A 17,550-nucleotide genomic window follows, 5' to 3' on the forward strand; every position below is an offset into this window, starting at 1 on the left:
GGTTCTTCTGGGAGCATTTTAGATCTGAAGTTGCATTATTCACCAGAGATTTGTACAAATATAGTTCTTTTACGCGGTCCATCCAACTCAAAAAACAAGACAGATTGCCATGTTCCCAAAGCTAATTTTCCATCCACAATTGGAATTATCTCATTAGTGGTGAGCATCATTGCCATTAAGTGAGAATGAGCATTAATCGGTTCATCTTCTGGAACATCTCTTAAGTGCAAATCATTATGCAAATAGCTGTCTGATTCAGGGGCTAATTTTTGCAAGAACGCTTTTACATCTTCTAACAATCTGACTTCATTTTCGTTGATAGCTAAAGCTGTTGTCGTATGCCGAGAAAATACTAAAACTTGTCCATTCTTAATTGATGTTGAATCTAGAAAATCTTTGATTTTTGGCGTTATATTATGAATATTAATTTTAGGTTCCGTTTCGATTTCAATTAACTTATTAATAATTGGCATCTCTTCAATAATTTGGTTTTTAATTTCAGAGTGATTACTTTAACATAGTGTAACGCCTTCACAAATTTAATATTACAGTATAATTGATAATTCAGGAGTCAGAATTGACTATACCCCATTGCTTTAACAAGATTTGAGACGAATCATTGAGTACTTCCCCGTCCTTGAAATCTGTTATAACTCCTAACTTTCAACAATGTTTTGCAAACCTTGCACTAATCTATATATACCTTCTTTGGCTGTCTCTTGTTGTAGCGCACCATAGGCAACACGCAAATAACATCCATTATCTATACCAAAGGTTGTACCTGGAATAACTGCTACTTTATATTCCTGGATCAGTCTTTTAACTAATTCAAAAGCATCTATTTCGGTATGAACTTTCAGAAAAAAATAAAAAGCACCATTAGCAGACGTAATAGTACATAAACCTTGTAGACCTTTAAGAGATTCTAATACTAGTTCTCGCACTTGAGCAATTGCCCCAATATTCTCCTGCAAATACTCCTCTTTTGCCTGTAATGCTCCTAAAGCTGCATATTGGGAAACTACTGGCGGACAAATCAAAATGGTATCCTGGACTTTTTTGACAGCGACAAGTAAGTGTTTAGGAATCACCATGTAGCCAATGCGCCAACTCGCAAAGCCGTAAGCTTTGGAAAGGCTATAGAGAGAAATGGTGTACTTGCTACTACCAGCCAATGCAGCCGGTGAAATATGTTTTACTCCATCATAGGTAAAGTATTCATAGGCTTCATCGCTGACGTGATAAATGCTGCGAGTCCTACACATTTCATTGACCTGGCGCAATGTTGCTTCAGAATAGACAACCCCAGTAGGATTATTTGGTGAAATTGTGACTACAGCCCGTGTTTTGGGAGTAATTGCTTGAGCGATCGCTTCTGGGTGCAGTTGGTAATTTTCATCGGTTTCTACTAATACTGCACGACAACCAGCCATTGCGATCGCCATTTCGTGATTGAAATAGTAAGGCGTATTCAAAATAATTTCATCACCTGGGTTGGTAATAGCAAGAATGGCATTCATAAATCCCATATTGCTCCCGGCTGTGACGACGATGCAGTTTTCCTCGTTAATTTCAATCCTGTTGAAGGATTGCAATTTTCCTGCAAGTGCTGTTACCAAAGGGGGAATTCCCTCAACTGATTTGTATAGATTGTTTCCAGCATCAGTGAGGAATTTAGGCAAAAATTCGATTGCTTCAGGTGGAGGACTATAAAAAACAACACCTTGTCCTAAAGAAATTGTTCCAGGAGAATTTTTAATTAGTTCCCCAACCACAGGAATAATCGGCGACTGTACCCCCTGCATACGAGAGGTTAGGGATTCCATACGTTTAGTTAGCTTTAGTATTTTTGGATGGGGAGAAAGCGACTAGTTGCGATCGGCTGATATCTGCCTAGATCAAATATTTTCGCGCTCAGGCTATCCAGGTTCAAGATTCAAAAATCCCAGCTAGTTTTTGACCTTAGAATCTTAATAACTTTCAGGCAAAATATACAATTTAAATGCGTAACAGCTTATTTATGTAATCGATCGCAACTAGTCGGGCATATTTATAATCAAGTTATTTTTTGCCTAATTGTTTCTAGTAAATTTTAACGGTTTAGTCTTGCCTAACTAGAAAACAATTTGCTATACTAGGAGCTTATGTTTATCAAAAATCTTCTTTTTTTGACCAACTACCTCGTGAGTTATCCTCTCGTGGTTTGGCTTTGTTAACTCTAAGTTGACGACCCATCCATTCTGCACCATCTAATTCTGTGATGGCTGCGTCTTCTTGAGCATCTTCATTCATATCAACAAAGGCAAAGCCCCGGAGTCGTCCTGTTTCCCGGTCAGTAGGTAAGACAACTCTTTTGACCTCGCCGTAGTCTGCAAACACTGCTCTTAAGTCTGCTTCAGTAGCGCGGTAGGAGAGATTTCCAACGTAAATAGTCATGTGAGATCGGGTAATTTTCAACAGAGAGCAATTAGTTCAGCGGAAAAACAGATTTAACAAGATTGCAAATATTGCATATTCCTCTCTGATTCACCAAAGGCATGGTGAATGTTTAAGGGGAGGAGTAAATCACGTGGGATTGGCTGAACTTACGCATACGCTCATATAATAACTGATTGTGACATTTTTCAAAGTACGAGATTTTACAAACTCTGATTAGGGACTTGCAAATAAAAAATATCCAATTAACTCTTGTGGGGTGGGGCGTCTTACTCGCCCACCCGTAGCCAAGAGCGGACAAAATGTCTACCCCACAAAATTGAATAATTTATTTGTTGGAAGTCCCTGATACCAATTTTTTATGAAGCTGCATATAATTCGATCCCCCCTAGCCCTAGGGTGTTGACTTTGTGGGAAATTAAGCCAAAATTTTTCATGCAATTTCCGTGTCGTTATTTGAGGCAGTAAACACGGTTCTTCTCTTTGAAAGCATAGATTGACCGAAAACTTGAGCGGACCAGGCTTCAAGATCAATATACCGAACTGTTTCTAAGGCAATTTTTACAACAGATCCTGTCAACTTCATAGTAGATAAAGAAATGCTCAAAATCATCTGACCTATCTGTTTAAAAGGACATCGAGAAGAAAACTGTTTATATTTGCCAAAAAGCGATTCAATCACATCAGAAGTAGCAAGGATTGTCTGTTCTGAATGAATTTTAGAACTTTCAATTGTCAAATAATCTATAATTTTTAGTTGGAAATTAACTAGAGAATTGGCTCCTATAGTTAATTGCTGTAACTTCAAGACGCTGCTTAATTTTTGATTCAGCCCACAAGTTTTAAGGTGAGTCTCTACAGTTCGAGTCATTTGAACCATTTGGCTCCAAATACTAAGCGGCTCTTGATAATTGATTAACCATCCTAATTTGGATTTTAATTTTTGCCTCAAAATGGCAGGTTCAATATTTGGTAGCAGTTCTACCCTGTATGTCTATTGGAGAATCTAAAAGTTTAATAGCCCAATTAATTAGCCTTTCGATATTGAAATAACGACATTGAGAACGTTGAGATGGTGGAGATAAAAAAGATAGCTCTGTTTGTTGTAGTTGTTGTCGGCATCGTGTACATTGCTCGATGAAAGACTGATATTTTTCATCGGCTACTAGCTCATGCTTGAGCAGTAAAGCCATTGCATGAGTCACATCATACGTGTAAATCACTTCTGGATAATTCTCTTGGTACAGCTTGATACCTTTTTGGATATCACTGCCGCGATCAGCTATTATTTGTAATGGACGACCAACTTTTGAAGTTAGCTCAGAGAGCTTCTGCGATATGTATTCTCCCTTAGTGGAGTACATAATTTCCAATGCAAGAAGTTCTATATCTTGATGTCCTAATCCTCGTTTTAAAGGAAAAATTTCTGATTCAAGTAGTTGTTGTGGAACCCCCAAAATTACCAGAGCTTTTTCTGCCCCTAGTTCTACAGTCAAATCTACAATAAAGATCCAATCACTTCGATATTCTTTTTCTCTATTGAGTTCGTACAGACCAATTCGCCCTAACCATTTTCTAATACTACTAAAGCTTGGAGTACCCTGGTTACAAAAATCAGCGTACAATTCAAAAGTCTTTTCGACTCCTCGCAAACTACTACCGCACTTGATAACTTGTTCTAATGATATTTGAATTGTTTCGACTGAATAATGATGTCCCTTCGCTACCTTGTCAAGAGCCTGTCCACTTGTTTGCAACTTAGTTAGAGTGTTTGAAATTAACTCTTTTTTTTTCCCTCGCTCGTCTCAATGTTCTGTTTGAGTAACTTTGATTCAGCAATTTTTGCTCTGCTTTTCCAATAGTCTCGTGAGGTTGATAAATCTCTGACTTTTATTTCTAATGCTCTGAGTTTTTTCTGTTTTTCCAAAGCTCTCTCTTTCCAATTGTCTCGACCATTGCGAAACAATCTTGCTAATCGGCTGGTTGGGCTTTTAAACTCTTGCATTAACTTCTATGCAGCTACGTACTTCTTGCATGAAAATTTACCACTTTAAAACCCTCAGAGTCAACACCCTACCCTAGCCCTCCTTAAGAGGGGGGGAACCAGAAAAACATCTATTAAAGTCCCCCTTTTTAAGGGGGATTTAGGGGGATCGAGATATGTGCAACTTCACGTTAAATTGGTATTAGATGAAAAACTTCAACCCAAAACTGAGTTGAAGTTTTTGGGTATGGAGGATAGTTACAAATGCTCCAAGCTGCGGGGTAGCTATCCTGACTTTTCAGTGGAAAGTGAGATCCAAAGTCTTGTGTTGCGATCGAATACTTTTCGGTTAAACCCAATAATCTCTTTTTTGGTCTGGGGAAAGGTTAAAGGGCAATGGGGAAAGGGAAATTCAAACCCTTTCCCTTTCCCCTTTCCCCCAAAACCCGAAAAGTATTGTGTTGCGATCGCTAAATTCAGGTATTTTAATTCGTCGCAGTATAGAACAGACAAGCAACAGAGTATTATGCTGTCGCAAAAGTTTACCTAATTTAAGTAGTTCCTATGAGCAACTAGTCTGGTTAATTGAGATTGTACTGAGATTTAGACCGTACAGTACTAGTATTTTCTCAGGTAACTGTAATAATATTCTACAATAGGCTACGTTAACATACGGCCGCGTAGATAATCAATGGTACTATCAACGCTCAACCCCCCTCAGTAACTTCACGGCAGAGTGTGCAATGTGCCACGTCAATTTCCCTGCTAGTCTTACCTCAGACCGGGTGGGAGCGCTCATGCTCAGAGTGCCGATCGCAAGGTCGGAAAGAGCATTCCGTCGAATTAAAAGTGAGCTTTAGTTAATATCCGACGGAATACCGAAAGTTCCTGAAAATCCCACACTATATGTTTGGCATCAGTGTGGGAAGATATCAATCAATGGAAATCTGCTGAGGACCAGTAGATTTACCATTTTGTGCGTCCGTTGTATGAGTAGTGTAACTATTTGAGCGGATCTGTTGATCCAGCCAACTTTTAACGGGATCATCTGCAAGGTTGAGTCGAAGCACACCAGAGAATAACCCACCAAGAAATGACACTGGATGATGAGTAAATTCTCTGAATATAGGTGACAATTCACTAATGAACATTAGAAGTCTCCTGGCTTTGCCGTAAAAAATTATTATTTCTTAATTGATCGTAACGTGTTTGGGCATGGGGCATTAGGAGTGCTGAGTGCTGTACATGGATAGCGCGACGTTTAGCCCGTGCTGAGTTAAGAGTCAGGAGTTACAAGTTTTGTTTATCTCCTTATCCCCCAGTCCCCAGCGATGCACTGAGCTTGTCGTTGACGCAGCCTCTCGCAGAGAAGTGTCCCTAGTCCCCAGTCATTGGTTGCTGATCGGGAAACATGCACTTATCAGAGTCGCAACCACTAGGGCCAGCCTCTGTCATTTCTCCTAAATCGTAACGGCTTAGGACTGCACAGAAATCATCTGTTTTGCGCCGTGCTTTCACTTCTTGATTTAAGCGATCGCAAGTTTCTTTATCTATTGGTTCAAATGGCAGACGTGGGAATGATTGTAGGTCGTCAAAACGGGCTAAAAGTGCAGCTGAAATATATCCTTGATCATTTTGGATGGTTTCGTAGATGCGCTGTCCCAGAATTTCGACTTCATCAGAGCGAAGTTCTAAAGTAGCGGATGTGTTGTGAGTCACATACGATTGCTGAACTTGAAGGACAAAATCAAATTGAGCTAAGACTGAAAACTTAGAAACATCAATTTCATCAGCTCCAGGTATATCAGCCCAAGGTACAGAAACGGGGATTTCTACTAACCATTCACTGACTCGTGGATCGAAAGGATCGTTGAGTAAATTCCCTAGTTCATCTTTGTCTGATTGAGAGGGAATGACGTTGTAACCATAGTCAATACAAGCTAAAGCTACGGGGTCATTTTTGCCGAAAGTGATGCGGCGAATAAATCTTTGCGCCTTGGGAGGATGCCAACCTGAACTAGCATTAGTTAATAAAGCCTTAGTGCCACTAGGTTGGACAGTGGTACAACGATTTGGACGTTTGAGATTGTGGCGATCGCAATAATCCCAAACAACTCGATGCACAGTATCTTTCCAAAAACTTAAATATTTCTCTTCCTCACGCTTAAAAGCTAATCCTTGTGGACTAGCGGGTCTTCCTTCTTCCCACCAGCGCAGCCAATCAACCCCAAAAGCATGAACAAAGAAATCAAATAAGCCTGTAAAAGAAACTCCCACAATTGGGTCTAATTCACGGCTATATTGATAGCGTGGTTCTAAGAATCTGTGATTTAAAAGTGCTGCTACAGATAGCGCCGCCGCCGTGAAAGCCTCCTCTTGTTCTTTATAGTTATATGGGTCTATTTGATTGAGATGAACCTCTGACAAATTGCAGTGGAAGTTAGTGCCGATGATTTCCAATTTTGTTATCCTAGAGGCTTTTTATCCCCTAGTTCTACTGCTTGATTATTTGCAGTAGCTCCGCGTACCTTTTGCATATGTGACTTCAGATCGTAAAAGTGCTTTTCACATATGCCCCCGCACTCTTGGAGAGATTATATTCTAGACACAAATTTGTGGTGTAATCTAGTTTCACTCTCTACGCTGTACGGTATCAAAGACTTTTTAATTCCTTTGATTACCACGGGATTAGCATCTCAGCTTTCCCCGTTTTTGCGAGGTTTTTAACGTGAGGCAAAATCAATTACCACACGGATTTAGCCCATAGCGAGCCAAACGATGTTCTAGCTCATTAGCATCAAGCTGAGGATAGCGTTCTTGCAACCATTCTTTTGCTGTTCCTTGTTCATAAGCTTTCAAGAAATCAATTTTTAAAGCCTGTGTTGGCAACAAATCAACATTTGATCGCGCTACAGCTTCACCAGCCCATTGAATCGCGCCTTCGCCACTGTAATATTGCTTGCGGACAGCATCAATACATTCTTCTAAGGTCGGCTTGCGGTGAAAAACTCTGGTATGATTTGCCATTCTCAGAGCATCACGTTCAGGATCGATTCGCCAGTTGCCACTTTCATCCTGTTGCCATAGGTTATCTTTGGCATCAGCGAACAAACTATCTTCGCTAGAACCTTGCCTCATGCCAGCCGATCGCCTAATATTACCAGCAACAATTGTGACAGCCGCTTGATCGATTAATAGACAAGATTCAACTGAATTTAATTGTCGTCCTTTAGCTTTATTCAGAATGGAGGCACAACGCTGATAAAGTCCAGGTAATTTTACCGGATTGGCAACTCCGCCAAAGCCGTTGAGAGTTTCTCCTGCCTTGCGGACATCGCTGATATCAACTAATACTTCAACATCTTCTGAAAAACGTTGATTAGTAGAGAGTTCTAACAGGGTTTGATATGATTCAACCCAACCTTCACGACTATCTCCAACGTGAATAGTGACCTTGTTGCCTTCTATATGAGTTTCAGTATATTCACGACGCTGAACTTTAACAGTACTACCAATTTCACCTTTTACAGTGACATTCAACTGATTACGGATGGGGGGTAGCTGGTTAATATATTGTGGTTCTAGGACAGCTCCAGTACCACAGCCCATCATTGCTAAATCCATCATTAATCCGAAGGCACTCCAATCTTCGAGATTGGTGGAGGTGCAATTATAAGCCCCGGAAAAGTTCTTTGGTTTGGTTATCCAGTCTGTGCCACCAACCCATAGCCAACGCCCACTGGGCATCGCTTTTAGGTTGCGCTGCATCCGATCCAATATAGCAACTTCTTCTGGTCGGAGTTTTCCCAACTCGATTAAGCCCTGTAAAGTGCGATCGCATACCTCATCCCATGTTTCCCTCAAACCTGCCTTTGTCCGGCGGCTATAGGTTCTAAAAAATACAGGATTAGCAGCAGGGGCAGTCTCTGGAAACCCTACGCTCTGGCGTTTTTTTTCAAGCTTCTGAACCATAATCAAGTCTTGTTGCGTGCGAACAGATTATGACTATACGCCAAGTAGATTTAGTATTAAAGATTGTCAAATTGTCCACTTTACGCTAGCGCCACGCCGTACTAATTACAACAGAAGTTAATGATATATAATAGTGTCTACTCTTACGTAGGTTTTGGTTACTAAGTTTTAATTTATACTTTTACTTTATAAGTATTTTTACCTCTTCAGTCTGATTATCACTCATATTAGGAATCCTAATATAAAGCGATGTGCGACTTATTCTTGAAACCCCACTTCCAAGCCTCTCTCCGTTTCGGAGAGAGGCTTGGATTCTTGCTCCCCAACGCTAGTAGGGAAGGGGTTGGGAGGGTGGGGTTAGGTCTGAGAGAAAGTCGCCGATATTAGCGCTAGAAGTAGTATCTCAAACTTATCGCGGTGAGTACTCTACTAAAAAAGCAGAGTATGCAAAATTAGGGGTTTTGTATTATGTAGTCTACAACCCGAATCGTCGTCGAAAGCCACGCTTGGAAGTATACAAATTAATTAATGGTGGTTACACTGCATTAGAAGATAGTAATTACGTTTGGCTACCAGAGATTGATTTAGGAATTGGCATAGAATGGGGAACTTATGTAGGCATACCACGCGAGTGGTTGTATTGGTACGATCGGCAAGGAAAAAGGCTGTTAACACCAGAAGAAGAGGCAAAAGTTGCCCAACAACGCACCCAATTATTAGCAGAAAGATTGCGATCGCTTGGTGTAGATCCTGATTCTTTGGAGTGACAAAGGGAGTAGAAAATAAAATAAGGATGAAAAAATTTCATCCTTGGTTGTGGGTTTTTGCTTTACTTTCCTAAATTTAGTTAGCAGCACATTTGCCGATCATAACTCGCATTCTCGTTTTGTTACATAATGGCGATAACGAAACATCGCTTCTAGTTGTGCTTGCACTAACCAACCACTGATAAATTCAACTGTTCCTCCACCAGGCATTGAGAAGGAAATATTATCAGTCAGCTTCGTTTTACCATCTTCTGGTTCAAATTCATGTCGATGTATCCAAGACTCAAAAGGACCAGATATCTGTTCGTCAGTAAACAGGCGATATTTTTCACATTCAGTATGACGCGCTAACCAAGTTAAAGGTAATGGCCCCAGAAATAGGCGAAATTCTGTGATCGCCCCTACGTTCAGGCCTCCCTCACGACGGACTATTTGAACTGGCTGCCAAGGGGGATTCAACAGTTGTAAAATATCTGGCCTTTCGTGAAATTTCCAAACTACTTCTAATGGCGCGTTAATTACTGAGGAATATTTAAAGTGCAGCATGGAAAGAAAAACCTAAAATTCAACTTTCTGATTCAGTATCAATCTCGATATCTAGGGTGTCTTCATCAACCCGCACATACAAAATATTTGGGTTACAGCAAACTTGACAATCTTCTACATAGGATTGTTGTCCTCCAGCACTCAAATCAATGAAGGTTAAGTTTGGTTCGCCGCAATAGGCGCAGTAATACTCAGCGGTGTTTTGCATCAAGTTTTCAGCGATGAATTCAATGGTATTGGTTACTGGGTATTGGGTACTGAGTATTAATTTTTAATTTCCAGTCCCTAGTCCCTAGTCCCTAATCCCTAGTCCCCAGTGCTAGCTGTAGTTCTTTTGGGGATGGATTAATATAACTCTTAGCATCAGCCAAATGCTTTAGTAGTGTAGACTGTGACAGAGGTCCTTGCAAGTGGCTCCAGGGCAATATTTGCTCTGTTGACCAATTAGAATGAACGTAGAAATCTAAATCGGGGATTTGTCCTTTGAGTTGCTTAAAAGCGCGTTTGTAGCTACCCAAGGAATCCCCAAAGTTACGAGTCAGTTGGAGAAGTTGGGAGAGTCTGCGATCGCCCCTTGATATCAATGCCTGTATAATCGACCAATTATAGCTCTCTGGACGAAATTCTATCCCCTGTGGTTTGAGCTGCTTTTGCAAAAACTGCAACCGTTTTTCTGCTTGACGATTTACTCCAAACCATTGAAATGGTGTGTGTGCTTTGGGTACAAAGGTACTGCACCCAAAGGTTAGCCGCAATCCCGGTGCAGCTTTTTTGATACTACGCATCATTGCCACAGTTTGTTCTAAATCTTCTGGTTCTTCACCGGGAAGTCCTGCCATTCCGTAGAGTTTTAAGCTTTTTAACCCACCAGCTTTGGCATTTATGGCTGCTTGGATGATTTCATCGTTATGCAGCTTTTTGTTGATGATTTGCCGGATTTTTTCGGAACCACTTTCTACAGCAATGGTAAGCGATCGCGTGTCTCGTTTCGTCAATGTTTCTGCTAGGTGGACTGTGACAGTATTAGTTCGCACTGAGGCAATACTGAGACGAACATCATCATATTTTGGCTGACTAATATAATCTAGCAAAGTCTCAAACTCTGGATGCTGCGTTACTGAAGCCCCTAATAATCCTAGCCGATTTGTAACTTCTAAGCCTCTGGCGATCGCTGGAATTAATGAATCTTCCAGACTAGCCGTTCTAAAAGGCAGAGTGAGATAACTCGCCAAACAAAAGCGGCACATTTCTGGACAACTTCTCACCACTTCCACCATATAAATATTTTCCCATGCCGCTTTTTCAGTGACTACAGTCGATGCTGATAAAGTATTTCCTCGGTAAGTTTGTTTTTGCACGACTGCGGGAATTTCTGGCGAAATTGGTTTAATTGACTTGATTAAACCATCTTTTGTGTGATATTCCACCTCATACAAACTGGGTACATAAATTCCTGGTATTTGTGCAAGTCTTCTTAGTTGAGTTGGTCTGGAGGCATTTCTGACTTCTTTGTAAGCCTCAATAAAATTCCCTAACAGGGTTTCGCCATCCCCCAGCAAAATGACATCAAAAAAATCTGCAAAAGGTTCGGGGTTAGCAGTGAGAACGGGGCCACCACCAAAAATGAGGGGATGAGAATCATCACGATCGGTTCCCTGAATAGGAATTTCTAAAGATTCCAGCAAGTTTAAAATATTTACATAGTCTAATTCCCAGGAAATAGAAAAACCAACAATTTCCGCCTTTCTAGGTAGTTGTTCGTGAGTATCAGTAAATAAACGACTCACCTGTACATCATCACGCATTGCCAAAGTCGCCCAAACTACCTGATAGCCGAGGCTAGTGATACCCACAGTGTACTCATTAGGAAAGGCGAAGATGAGGGGAATAGCGTTGCTGTCTGGGGTAGTAGGTGTAAATAAAAGGCGTTCCGAGTCAAATAGAGATGATGTCATGATAATTGGTAATTAATACACTTAGACAAAGGCGATACAAAAGTAGTTTGCAATTAGTTTTACTAATAATACTTTTTATAGTGTTAGAAGTCTTAGTTATAAGCAGGGTTATCTATATTTAATTTTAAGCCATAGAATTATGAAGTTAAAAAACAAGGTCACGCTATTCGCAAGAATGATTGGTAAAGATTGTAGATAAATTCCATATATTAACCACAAAAAAACTCCAGTCATGAATGTAATTAGCGTAACCAAAGAAACATCTTTTGCTGATTTTGTTTGCCAAGTTTTAAACATCTGTGGCAAAAATGAGATTGTGGTTATTGTGGCGGCAGCTAATCCGAGAATTGTCAGAAAATCCATGCTTAACTATTTATATTAAGTTGCAATACCATAATATATAGCAATTCTATCTAAATTTTTAAAAATCCCAATGTCCTTTCTTCAAGTACTCAGCTTGTTGTTGTGTCCACAACAGAAAGTCTTGGTTGTAGGTCGTTGCCTGATTTATCAGCGATCGCCCTTCTCTGCTTAACGCAACGCTGTACTAGATATTTTACACTGTTGAGCGATCGCTACAACAGATTAACAACAAAATTCCCGACTTATTTAATCAGTCGGGAATCTAAAAATATATCACGGTCTTAGCAAGAATAATCCGTAAAAATTGTAATTTATGTATATTAACCACCAAAAAAGACCGATTATAAATGCAATTAGCATGACAAAATAAAACTCATTCAAGGATATGCGATAAACACTAGCAAAACCTATGAATTAATTCTTCACGAGACAACTGCAACAGTAAAGGCGTAAACTCTTCTGGCGGTAAGGACAATAAACGTTCAATAATTGCTTGAAGCTCATTATCTATTTCACCAAAGCGAACTTTGAGCAAGTTTTCCACTACTAAGCGTTCTCCCTGCTGAATTCCTGCTTGGAGTCCCCGTTGTTCTCCTTCTTGTATCACTTGTTCGCGGTCTTGTTGGTAAAGTGGTGCTAATCGCATAAGCAATTCCCTATCTTCCTCATCTTTATTTTGAGTGACTTGTAAGTTTTGTTGCAAGTTGTACAGCAATTCTAACGCTGCTTTTCGGAAAGGATTATCAGGAGTAAGTGCTTCTAGTTCGTCAATTGCTTGCTTTTGAACGTTTCCCCTACCGATGATTCTCAGCCATAAGGTTTCTGAGATAGATGGCAACTGATGAATTGTTACTATCGCGATACGCAAATATTCTGGCATGAAGTATATTCCAGGGAGGTAGTCATCTTTTGGGTTAGCACCAAATCCTGATAAGAGTTGTGTGGATGCTGTGGGGGTAAGAATCCATAACTTTGGTAAATCAGATTCTAGAATACGAGTTTTATTCCGATTTACTTGTCGTTGTAAATCGCCACGCACCTCTAATAATTTTAAAAGACAATCGCAAATTTCTGTAGCTGAGGCTGCGTTACGAAAGGGTTCAAGTAGAGAAGGGGTAGTGACGATTTGACCTAATAATCCGAGTGTTTGTGGTATGTCCCTTGGTTGTGGTTTGGGAATGAAATAAACATCAATCAATCTGTCTAACTTCTCCTGCGACTCGTCTAGTTGCTTGGACTTCGCCGTAAGGAGTAAGTAATTGTTCGAGGTAGTCTTTGGCAAATTGGTCATGAATGAATCTGGTCATGCGTTGAAATTTTGGCGATGCAACCCAGTTTACCTACTATTATCTTGCGGCTTTTTGAGATAAGATTTAGCCCAAGCATAACGAACTGCATCTTTTCTTAACAAATAGTCTGCTGCTTCATGTCGTTTATTCTCATCTTTTGTACTCCTGATTACTCGTTTTCTATCATCATCTATATCTTCCGGTTTAGCACCGCGGTTAATTGCTTGTTCATACCAATAATCTCCTTTTGGATAGTCACTTTTGTCATAACATATAGCACCCATTAAGGTATAAGGTTGATGACTATCAGGGTGATATTCCATAGCTTTTTTCGCACAAATCTCTGCATCAGCTAAGTTATCCTTATCTCTGAATGCTGCACCTCTAGTAACTGAAATTGCTGACTTTAGCTTGCTTTCTTTGATTTGGTTTAAGTCTAAGTTAGTAAGTTTTAATGCCTGTTCAGGTTCATCTGCTTTGCGCCAATAACTACTAGCGGTGGGAATATCCCATTTATTTCCAGTGCGGTGAAATTCCTGCTCATAAAACTCTGCTTCTAGCCTGTAATATGCAAGAGCAATTTTCCCGTCAGGAGATAATAGTTTCTCTTCCATAAGCTGCAAAACCAACTTAGGATCTAGCCGTTCTTTTTTCTCTAATTTGACCATGATCGCGTAAAATGGCTCTAGCGGAAGTGAAGGTTCTATCAATCCATATTTTTTCTTGAGAATAGCAAAATGTTTTTGTTGTGCAAGAATAATGATATCTTCCCGCCCATTATTTTTTAGCCACTCAATTTCTAATTCGTTTAGAGTTTCTCCTGATTCTATATTTAACTTGAGAGTATTAGCATATTTTTCGTTAGCAATTTCTATTATCTTAGTCAGCTTACGCTTTTTCAGGAAGTTGATATCCTGTTCACCTAACTGGTTTGAGGATAAATCAAGCCTTTTGAGAATTTTATACAGGTGACTCTTAGGCGATGAATCCTGATACTCAGTTGCTTTATACTTAACTCTCAAGGCAGCAAATTCTCGTGTTTGTTCCAATTCTTGAGCAATGATAATTGTTTCGTTAAGTCCTTGCTGTTCGAGCCAGCTAATTTCTAACTCACTCAAATTATCTTTTGCGTCAATGTTTTGCAGTATTGGATATAGTGGACTCCACAATGATAAATCCAGATGTTTATTAGCTTGGTATTTATCTCGTAATTGAGCAAAGTGAGTTTCTTTTACTGACTCTTGTTGTTGAAAAATTTCTGCTGTTTCCAAGAGTTGGTTATTGAGCAGCCAATTATATTCAGAATCACTTAAACGTTCTGTAAGCTCTAACTTTTTTAGTATTTGATACAGGAAACTATCAGGATATGAGTCTTGATATTGACTAGCTTTGTACTTAGATTTAAGTTGAGTAAATCGCTTTACTTCTTGAGCAATTTGATTTGTTTCATATAAACCAGTTCTTCTCAGCCATTGAACTTCTAAATCAGTGAGTAAATTTCCTGATTCAAGTTTCAAAAGTATGAAATACAGATGAGTAGATTGCCAGGAAACGTTATAATTCGTGGCTTTGTACTTAGACTTTAATTTGGAAAATTCCAATTCTAGATTTCTGAATTCTTGTACTTTATGTTGCTGCTCTTGCTTGATAGCTTCTAAAGTCTCCTCAAGCTGAGACTCTCCCAACCAATTAGATTCTAAGTCAAGGAGTTCAATTCCTAAGTCAATTTTTCGTAGTATGAGATACAGCAAACTAGGGGGTAATGAATCTTGATATTGAGTTGCTTGGTATTTGGACTTTAAAGCAGCAAAGTGTTCTAAGCAATTTTGAGATTCTTTGTCCATATTGCTAACAGATGCGATCGCACTTAGATTAATGTGTTATCCGCTACTATAGCAATACCCAAAAAAAAGGGCGAGTAAAATACCCACCCTCGAAGCATAAATATTTTCTGACAGTCAAAGTAGAATTCCTATAACACCTTACACTGTCCATGATGGCGTAACAAATGGTCACATAACACCAGTGCCACCATCGCCTCTACCATTGGAACTGCACGCGGTAACACACAAGGATCGTGTCTTCCTTTTGCTGCTAATAGGGTTTCTTCACCTTCACGAGTTACTGTCTTTTGCTCTTTTCTAATTGTCGCTGTGGGCTTAAATGCAACTCGTAAAATGATATTTTCGCCGTTAGAAATTCCTCCCTGAATCCCACCAGAACGGTTAGTTACAGTGCGAATTTCCCCATTTTCATCAATATAGAATTCGTCGTTATGCTCAATTCCCGTTAACAGCGTTCCGCCAAAACCTGAACCGATTTCAAAGCCTTTGCTAGCAGGGAGAGACATCACACCCTTAGCGATATCAGCTTCCAATCTATCAAATACTGGTTCGCCCAAACCTTTAGGCACATTTCGCGCCACGCATTCTACTACACCACCAATAGAATCACCTTGTCTACCAGTTTGTTCAATTAATTCAATCATGCGTTCAGCGCATTCAGCATCAGGACAGCGGACGATATTACTTTCCACTTGTTCTAAGGTGACAGTATTTGGATCGACTACACCTTCCAAGTCTTTGATGCGCTTGACATAACCGATAACTTCGACATTGGCAACTTGACGGAGAATTTTTTTAGCGATCGCACCTGCTGCTACTCTACCAATTGTCTCACGCGCTGACGACCTACCCCCACCCTGCCAATTGCGAATGCCATATTTTGCATCATAAGTCGCATCGGCGTGAGAAGGACGATATTTCTCGGCCATCTCGTCGTAGTCTTGGGGACGAGTGTCTTTGTTCCGCACCAAAATTGATATAGGCGTTCCCAGAGTTTTACCCTCAAATACCCCTGATAAAATCTCGCAGGTATCCGCTTCTTTCCGAGGGGTGGTAATCTTACTTTGTCCCGGACGCCTTCTATCTAGTTCTACTTGAATTTCTTCTGCCGAAATTTCTAGTTGTGGAGGACAACCATCAATTACAACCCCCACACCACCGCCGTGGGATTCGCCAAAAGTCGCGATCCGAAATAGATGACCAAAAGTGTTGCCCATGATATGAGGAAAAAAGGTGAGGCTTATGTATTCTACCTAGAGTTTTTGGAAAAGAAACTTTTTGACTTATCAAAATCTACAAAAACAGAAACGCTCTCTGCAAACAGGGAGCGTTTCCGATTTAACTAAGTTTGAGAATTAAAATAATCAATCGCTTTGGAGAAACAAGGGAGAGGTATTGCTCCTTGTCTACCTTGTCCCCCTTGTCCCCCTTGTCCCCCTTGTCCCCCTTGTCTACCTTGTCTACCTTGTCCCCCTTGTTCCCCTGCTCCTATTGGATGCAAAAATTGAGTAATGTAATTTTTGGATGTCCCTTAACTGTTGATAGCAGGAGCGCTTATTGCTACAGCAGCGGCTTGTGCAGACGCTAAATCTAAGGGGAAACACTGCTTTACATAATTTAATCAAGTTTTCTTAATTGAGCAAAACTAATATAAATCATGAGTTTTACTTATTTAAAGGCATATGATTTTATAAATAATACATATATGGAAATTTCTAATTCTATTTTGGTTCCATTTCCTACTTAGCTGGGAATAATAACTTTGTAGATTACCGCTATTCCAAAAAAATTAACCCTCAGCTTACTACTGAGGGCTTTTTTTGTTTGGCAAAATGGCATATCTGTAAATTACAAGCTTGGTATGGTATTGGAGTAGGATACATTCCATGCGAAAGTACTGACTTGCATTACCCCTGGCTAACTACCAGGGGTTTTTATTGAAACAAGGCAAATTACCAATTATGGTAGAGTTTTTCAGCATAGAACATAATCTCTTCATTTGGCAATCTAATTTTTAGTTTTTGCCAGGGATACAAACTTTCAACTGCACCTGTATCCTGTTCTATGATTGTAGCTACTGCTTGTAAAACTGAGTTTTTAAAGAACAATTTCATCAAAGGATTATTCACTTGAGAATACATAAGAATAAACGTCTTAGTTGTTTTTTCTGTTTCTGGGTAGAGAATGTGAATTTGAGCAAAATGACCAATAGGGATTTTAAGCTGATGCGCGTCTAAAATATATAAATACTCTTGATGATCGTTGACTGTTGACTGTTGACGATTAAAAGTCATAAGTCATCAGGTAAATGTACAAATTAAATGTGTAACAGTTTACCTAAAAAATCTGTCGTGCAAGGAAAAGCGTATTCGAGTGTGTTACTTAGGGTTCTAG

Annotated in this window: 14 protein-coding genes and 3 pseudogenes; 2 read left to right on the forward strand and 15 right to left on the reverse strand. The window is 39.8% G+C overall.

Annotated features, from left to right (window positions below; genetic code table 11):
- Positions 1 to 35 precede the first annotated feature (35 nt).
- The 7 genes and pseudogenes from ACFG4S_RS24135 to nrdJ all read right to left on the reverse strand — a co-directional run bounded on the left by ACFG4S_RS24135 (position 36) and on the right by nrdJ (position 8,392).
- Positions 36 to 473, reverse strand: coding sequence for a secondary thiamine-phosphate synthase enzyme YjbQ (locus ACFG4S_RS24135; protein WP_392531481.1), 438 nt, complete (start codon positions 471 to 473; stop codon positions 36 to 38).
- 183 nt (positions 474 to 656) lie between these two features.
- Complete coding sequence (locus ACFG4S_RS24140) at positions 657 to 1,826, reverse strand: pyridoxal phosphate-dependent aminotransferase (RefSeq protein WP_392531482.1); 1,170 nt, start codon at positions 1,824 to 1,826, stop codon at positions 657 to 659.
- A gap of 325 nt (positions 1,827 to 2,151) precedes the next feature.
- Positions 2,152 to 2,436 (reverse strand): RNA recognition motif domain-containing protein, encoded by a 285-nt coding sequence (locus tag ACFG4S_RS24145; protein ID WP_392531483.1) that lies wholly within the window; start codon positions 2,434 to 2,436, stop codon positions 2,152 to 2,154.
- A gap of 433 nt (positions 2,437 to 2,869) precedes the next feature.
- Complete coding sequence (locus ACFG4S_RS24150) at positions 2,870 to 3,316, reverse strand: hypothetical protein (RefSeq protein ID WP_392531484.1); 447 nt, start codon at positions 3,314 to 3,316, stop codon at positions 2,870 to 2,872.
- An 82-nt stretch (positions 3,317 to 3,398) separates the two neighbouring features.
- A complete protein-coding gene (locus ACFG4S_RS24155; RefSeq protein WP_392531485.1) occupies positions 3,399 to 4,193 on the reverse strand; it encodes a hypothetical protein in 795 nt (264 codons plus the stop codon).
- 1,159 nt (positions 4,194 to 5,352) lie between these two features.
- Positions 5,353 to 5,571 (reverse strand): hypothetical protein, encoded by a 219-nt coding sequence (locus ACFG4S_RS24160; protein WP_392531486.1) that lies wholly within the window; start codon positions 5,569 to 5,571, stop codon positions 5,353 to 5,355.
- Positions 5,572 to 5,797: 226 nt separating this feature from the next.
- A pseudogene (gene nrdJ, locus ACFG4S_RS24165) lies at positions 5,798 to 8,392 on the reverse strand (ribonucleoside-triphosphate reductase, adenosylcobalamin-dependent).
- 365 nt (positions 8,393 to 8,757) lie between these two features.
- On the opposite strand from nrdJ, the pseudogene ACFG4S_RS24170 reads away from it, so the two are divergent.
- Positions 8,758 to 9,159: pseudogene (locus ACFG4S_RS24170) on the forward strand (Uma2 family endonuclease); the annotation flags it as partial.
- Positions 9,160 to 9,258: 99 nt separating this feature from the next.
- Here the strand turns inward: ACFG4S_RS24170 and ACFG4S_RS24175 are convergent.
- From ACFG4S_RS24175 to ACFG4S_RS24190, 4 genes are all read right to left on the reverse strand, one after another.
- A complete protein-coding gene (locus tag ACFG4S_RS24175) occupies positions 9,259 to 9,705 on the reverse strand; it encodes an SRPBCC family protein (RefSeq protein WP_392531487.1) in 447 nt (148 codons plus the stop codon).
- Positions 9,706 to 9,724: 19 nt separating this feature from the next.
- Positions 9,725 to 9,913, reverse strand: coding sequence for a CPXCG motif-containing cysteine-rich protein (locus ACFG4S_RS24180; protein ID WP_012411100.1), 189 nt, complete (start codon positions 9,911 to 9,913; stop codon positions 9,725 to 9,727).
- 91 nt (positions 9,914 to 10,004) lie between these two features.
- Complete coding sequence (locus ACFG4S_RS24185; protein ID WP_392531488.1) at positions 10,005 to 11,660, reverse strand: B12-binding domain-containing radical SAM protein; 1,656 nt, start codon at positions 11,658 to 11,660, stop codon at positions 10,005 to 10,007.
- A gap of 108 nt (positions 11,661 to 11,768) precedes the next feature.
- Complete coding sequence (locus ACFG4S_RS24190; RefSeq protein ID WP_392531489.1) at positions 11,769 to 12,023, reverse strand: SemiSWEET transporter; 255 nt, start codon at positions 12,021 to 12,023, stop codon at positions 11,769 to 11,771.
- A 102-nt stretch (positions 12,024 to 12,125) separates the two neighbouring features.
- Between ACFG4S_RS24190 and ACFG4S_RS24195 the strand changes: the two genes are divergently transcribed.
- A complete protein-coding gene (locus ACFG4S_RS24195) occupies positions 12,126 to 12,308 on the forward strand; it encodes a hypothetical protein (protein ID WP_392531490.1) in 183 nt (60 codons plus the stop codon).
- Positions 12,309 to 12,420: 112 nt separating this feature from the next.
- On the opposite strand, the pseudogene ACFG4S_RS24200 reads toward ACFG4S_RS24195, so the two are convergent.
- The 4 genes and pseudogenes from ACFG4S_RS24200 to ACFG4S_RS24215 form a co-directional block, all read right to left on the reverse strand.
- Positions 12,421 to 13,330: pseudogene (locus ACFG4S_RS24200) on the reverse strand (hypothetical protein).
- A 29-nt stretch (positions 13,331 to 13,359) separates the two neighbouring features.
- Entirely contained in the window at positions 13,360 to 15,156 is a 1,797-nt protein-coding gene (locus tag ACFG4S_RS24205) for a hypothetical protein (RefSeq protein WP_392531491.1), read from the reverse strand.
- Positions 15,157 to 15,284: 128 nt separating this feature from the next.
- Positions 15,285 to 16,373, reverse strand: coding sequence for a chorismate synthase (gene aroC, locus ACFG4S_RS24210; protein WP_392531492.1), 1,089 nt, complete (start codon positions 16,371 to 16,373; stop codon positions 15,285 to 15,287).
- Positions 16,374 to 17,108: 735 nt separating this feature from the next.
- Positions 17,109 to 17,450, reverse strand: coding sequence for a hypothetical protein (locus ACFG4S_RS24215; protein WP_392531493.1), 342 nt, complete (start codon positions 17,448 to 17,450; stop codon positions 17,109 to 17,111).
- Positions 17,451 to 17,550 lie beyond the last annotated feature (100 nt).

It is taken from the genome of Nostoc sp. C117 (assembly GCF_043099735.1).
In the GTDB taxonomy this organism is placed as follows: Bacteria; Cyanobacteriota; Cyanobacteriia; order Cyanobacteriales; family Nostocaceae; genus Nostoc.

Coding starts and splice junctions, on each gene's coding strand:
- ACFG4S_RS24180 (WP_012411100.1), bottom strand. CDS start 9,913: ATGCAAAACACCGCTGAGTATTACTGCGCCTATTGCGGCGAACCAAAC.
- aroC (WP_392531492.1), bottom strand. CDS start 16,373: ATGGGCAACACTTTTGGTCATCTATTTCGGATCGCGACTTTTGGCGAA.
- ACFG4S_RS24135 (WP_392531481.1), bottom strand. CDS start 473: ATGCCAATTATTAATAAGTTAATTGAAATCGAAACGGAACCTAAAATT.
- ACFG4S_RS24150 (WP_392531484.1), bottom strand. CDS start 3,316: ATGGTTCAAATGACTCGAACTGTAGAGACTCACCTTAAAACTTGTGGG.
- ACFG4S_RS24205 (WP_392531491.1), bottom strand. CDS start 15,156: ATGGACAAAGAATCTCAAAATTGCTTAGAACACTTTGCTGCTTTAAAG.
- ACFG4S_RS24145 (WP_392531483.1), bottom strand. CDS start 2,436: ATGACTATTTACGTTGGAAATCTCTCCTACCGCGCTACTGAAGCAGAC.
- ACFG4S_RS24185 (WP_392531488.1), bottom strand. CDS start 11,660: ATGACATCATCTCTATTTGACTCGGAACGCCTTTTATTTACACCTACT.
- ACFG4S_RS24190 (WP_392531489.1), bottom strand. CDS start 12,023: ATGGATTTTCTGACAATTCTCGGATTAGCTGCCGCCACAATAACCACA.
- ACFG4S_RS24160 (WP_392531486.1), bottom strand. CDS start 5,571: ATGTTCATTAGTGAATTGTCACCTATATTCAGAGAATTTACTCATCAT.
- ACFG4S_RS24140 (WP_392531482.1), bottom strand. CDS start 1,826: ATGGAATCCCTAACCTCTCGTATGCAGGGGGTACAGTCGCCGATTATT.
- ACFG4S_RS24215 (WP_392531493.1), bottom strand. CDS start 17,450: ATGACTTTTAATCGTCAACAGTCAACAGTCAACGATCATCAAGAGTAT.
- ACFG4S_RS24175 (WP_392531487.1), bottom strand. CDS start 9,705: ATGCTGCACTTTAAATATTCCTCAGTAATTAACGCGCCATTAGAAGTA.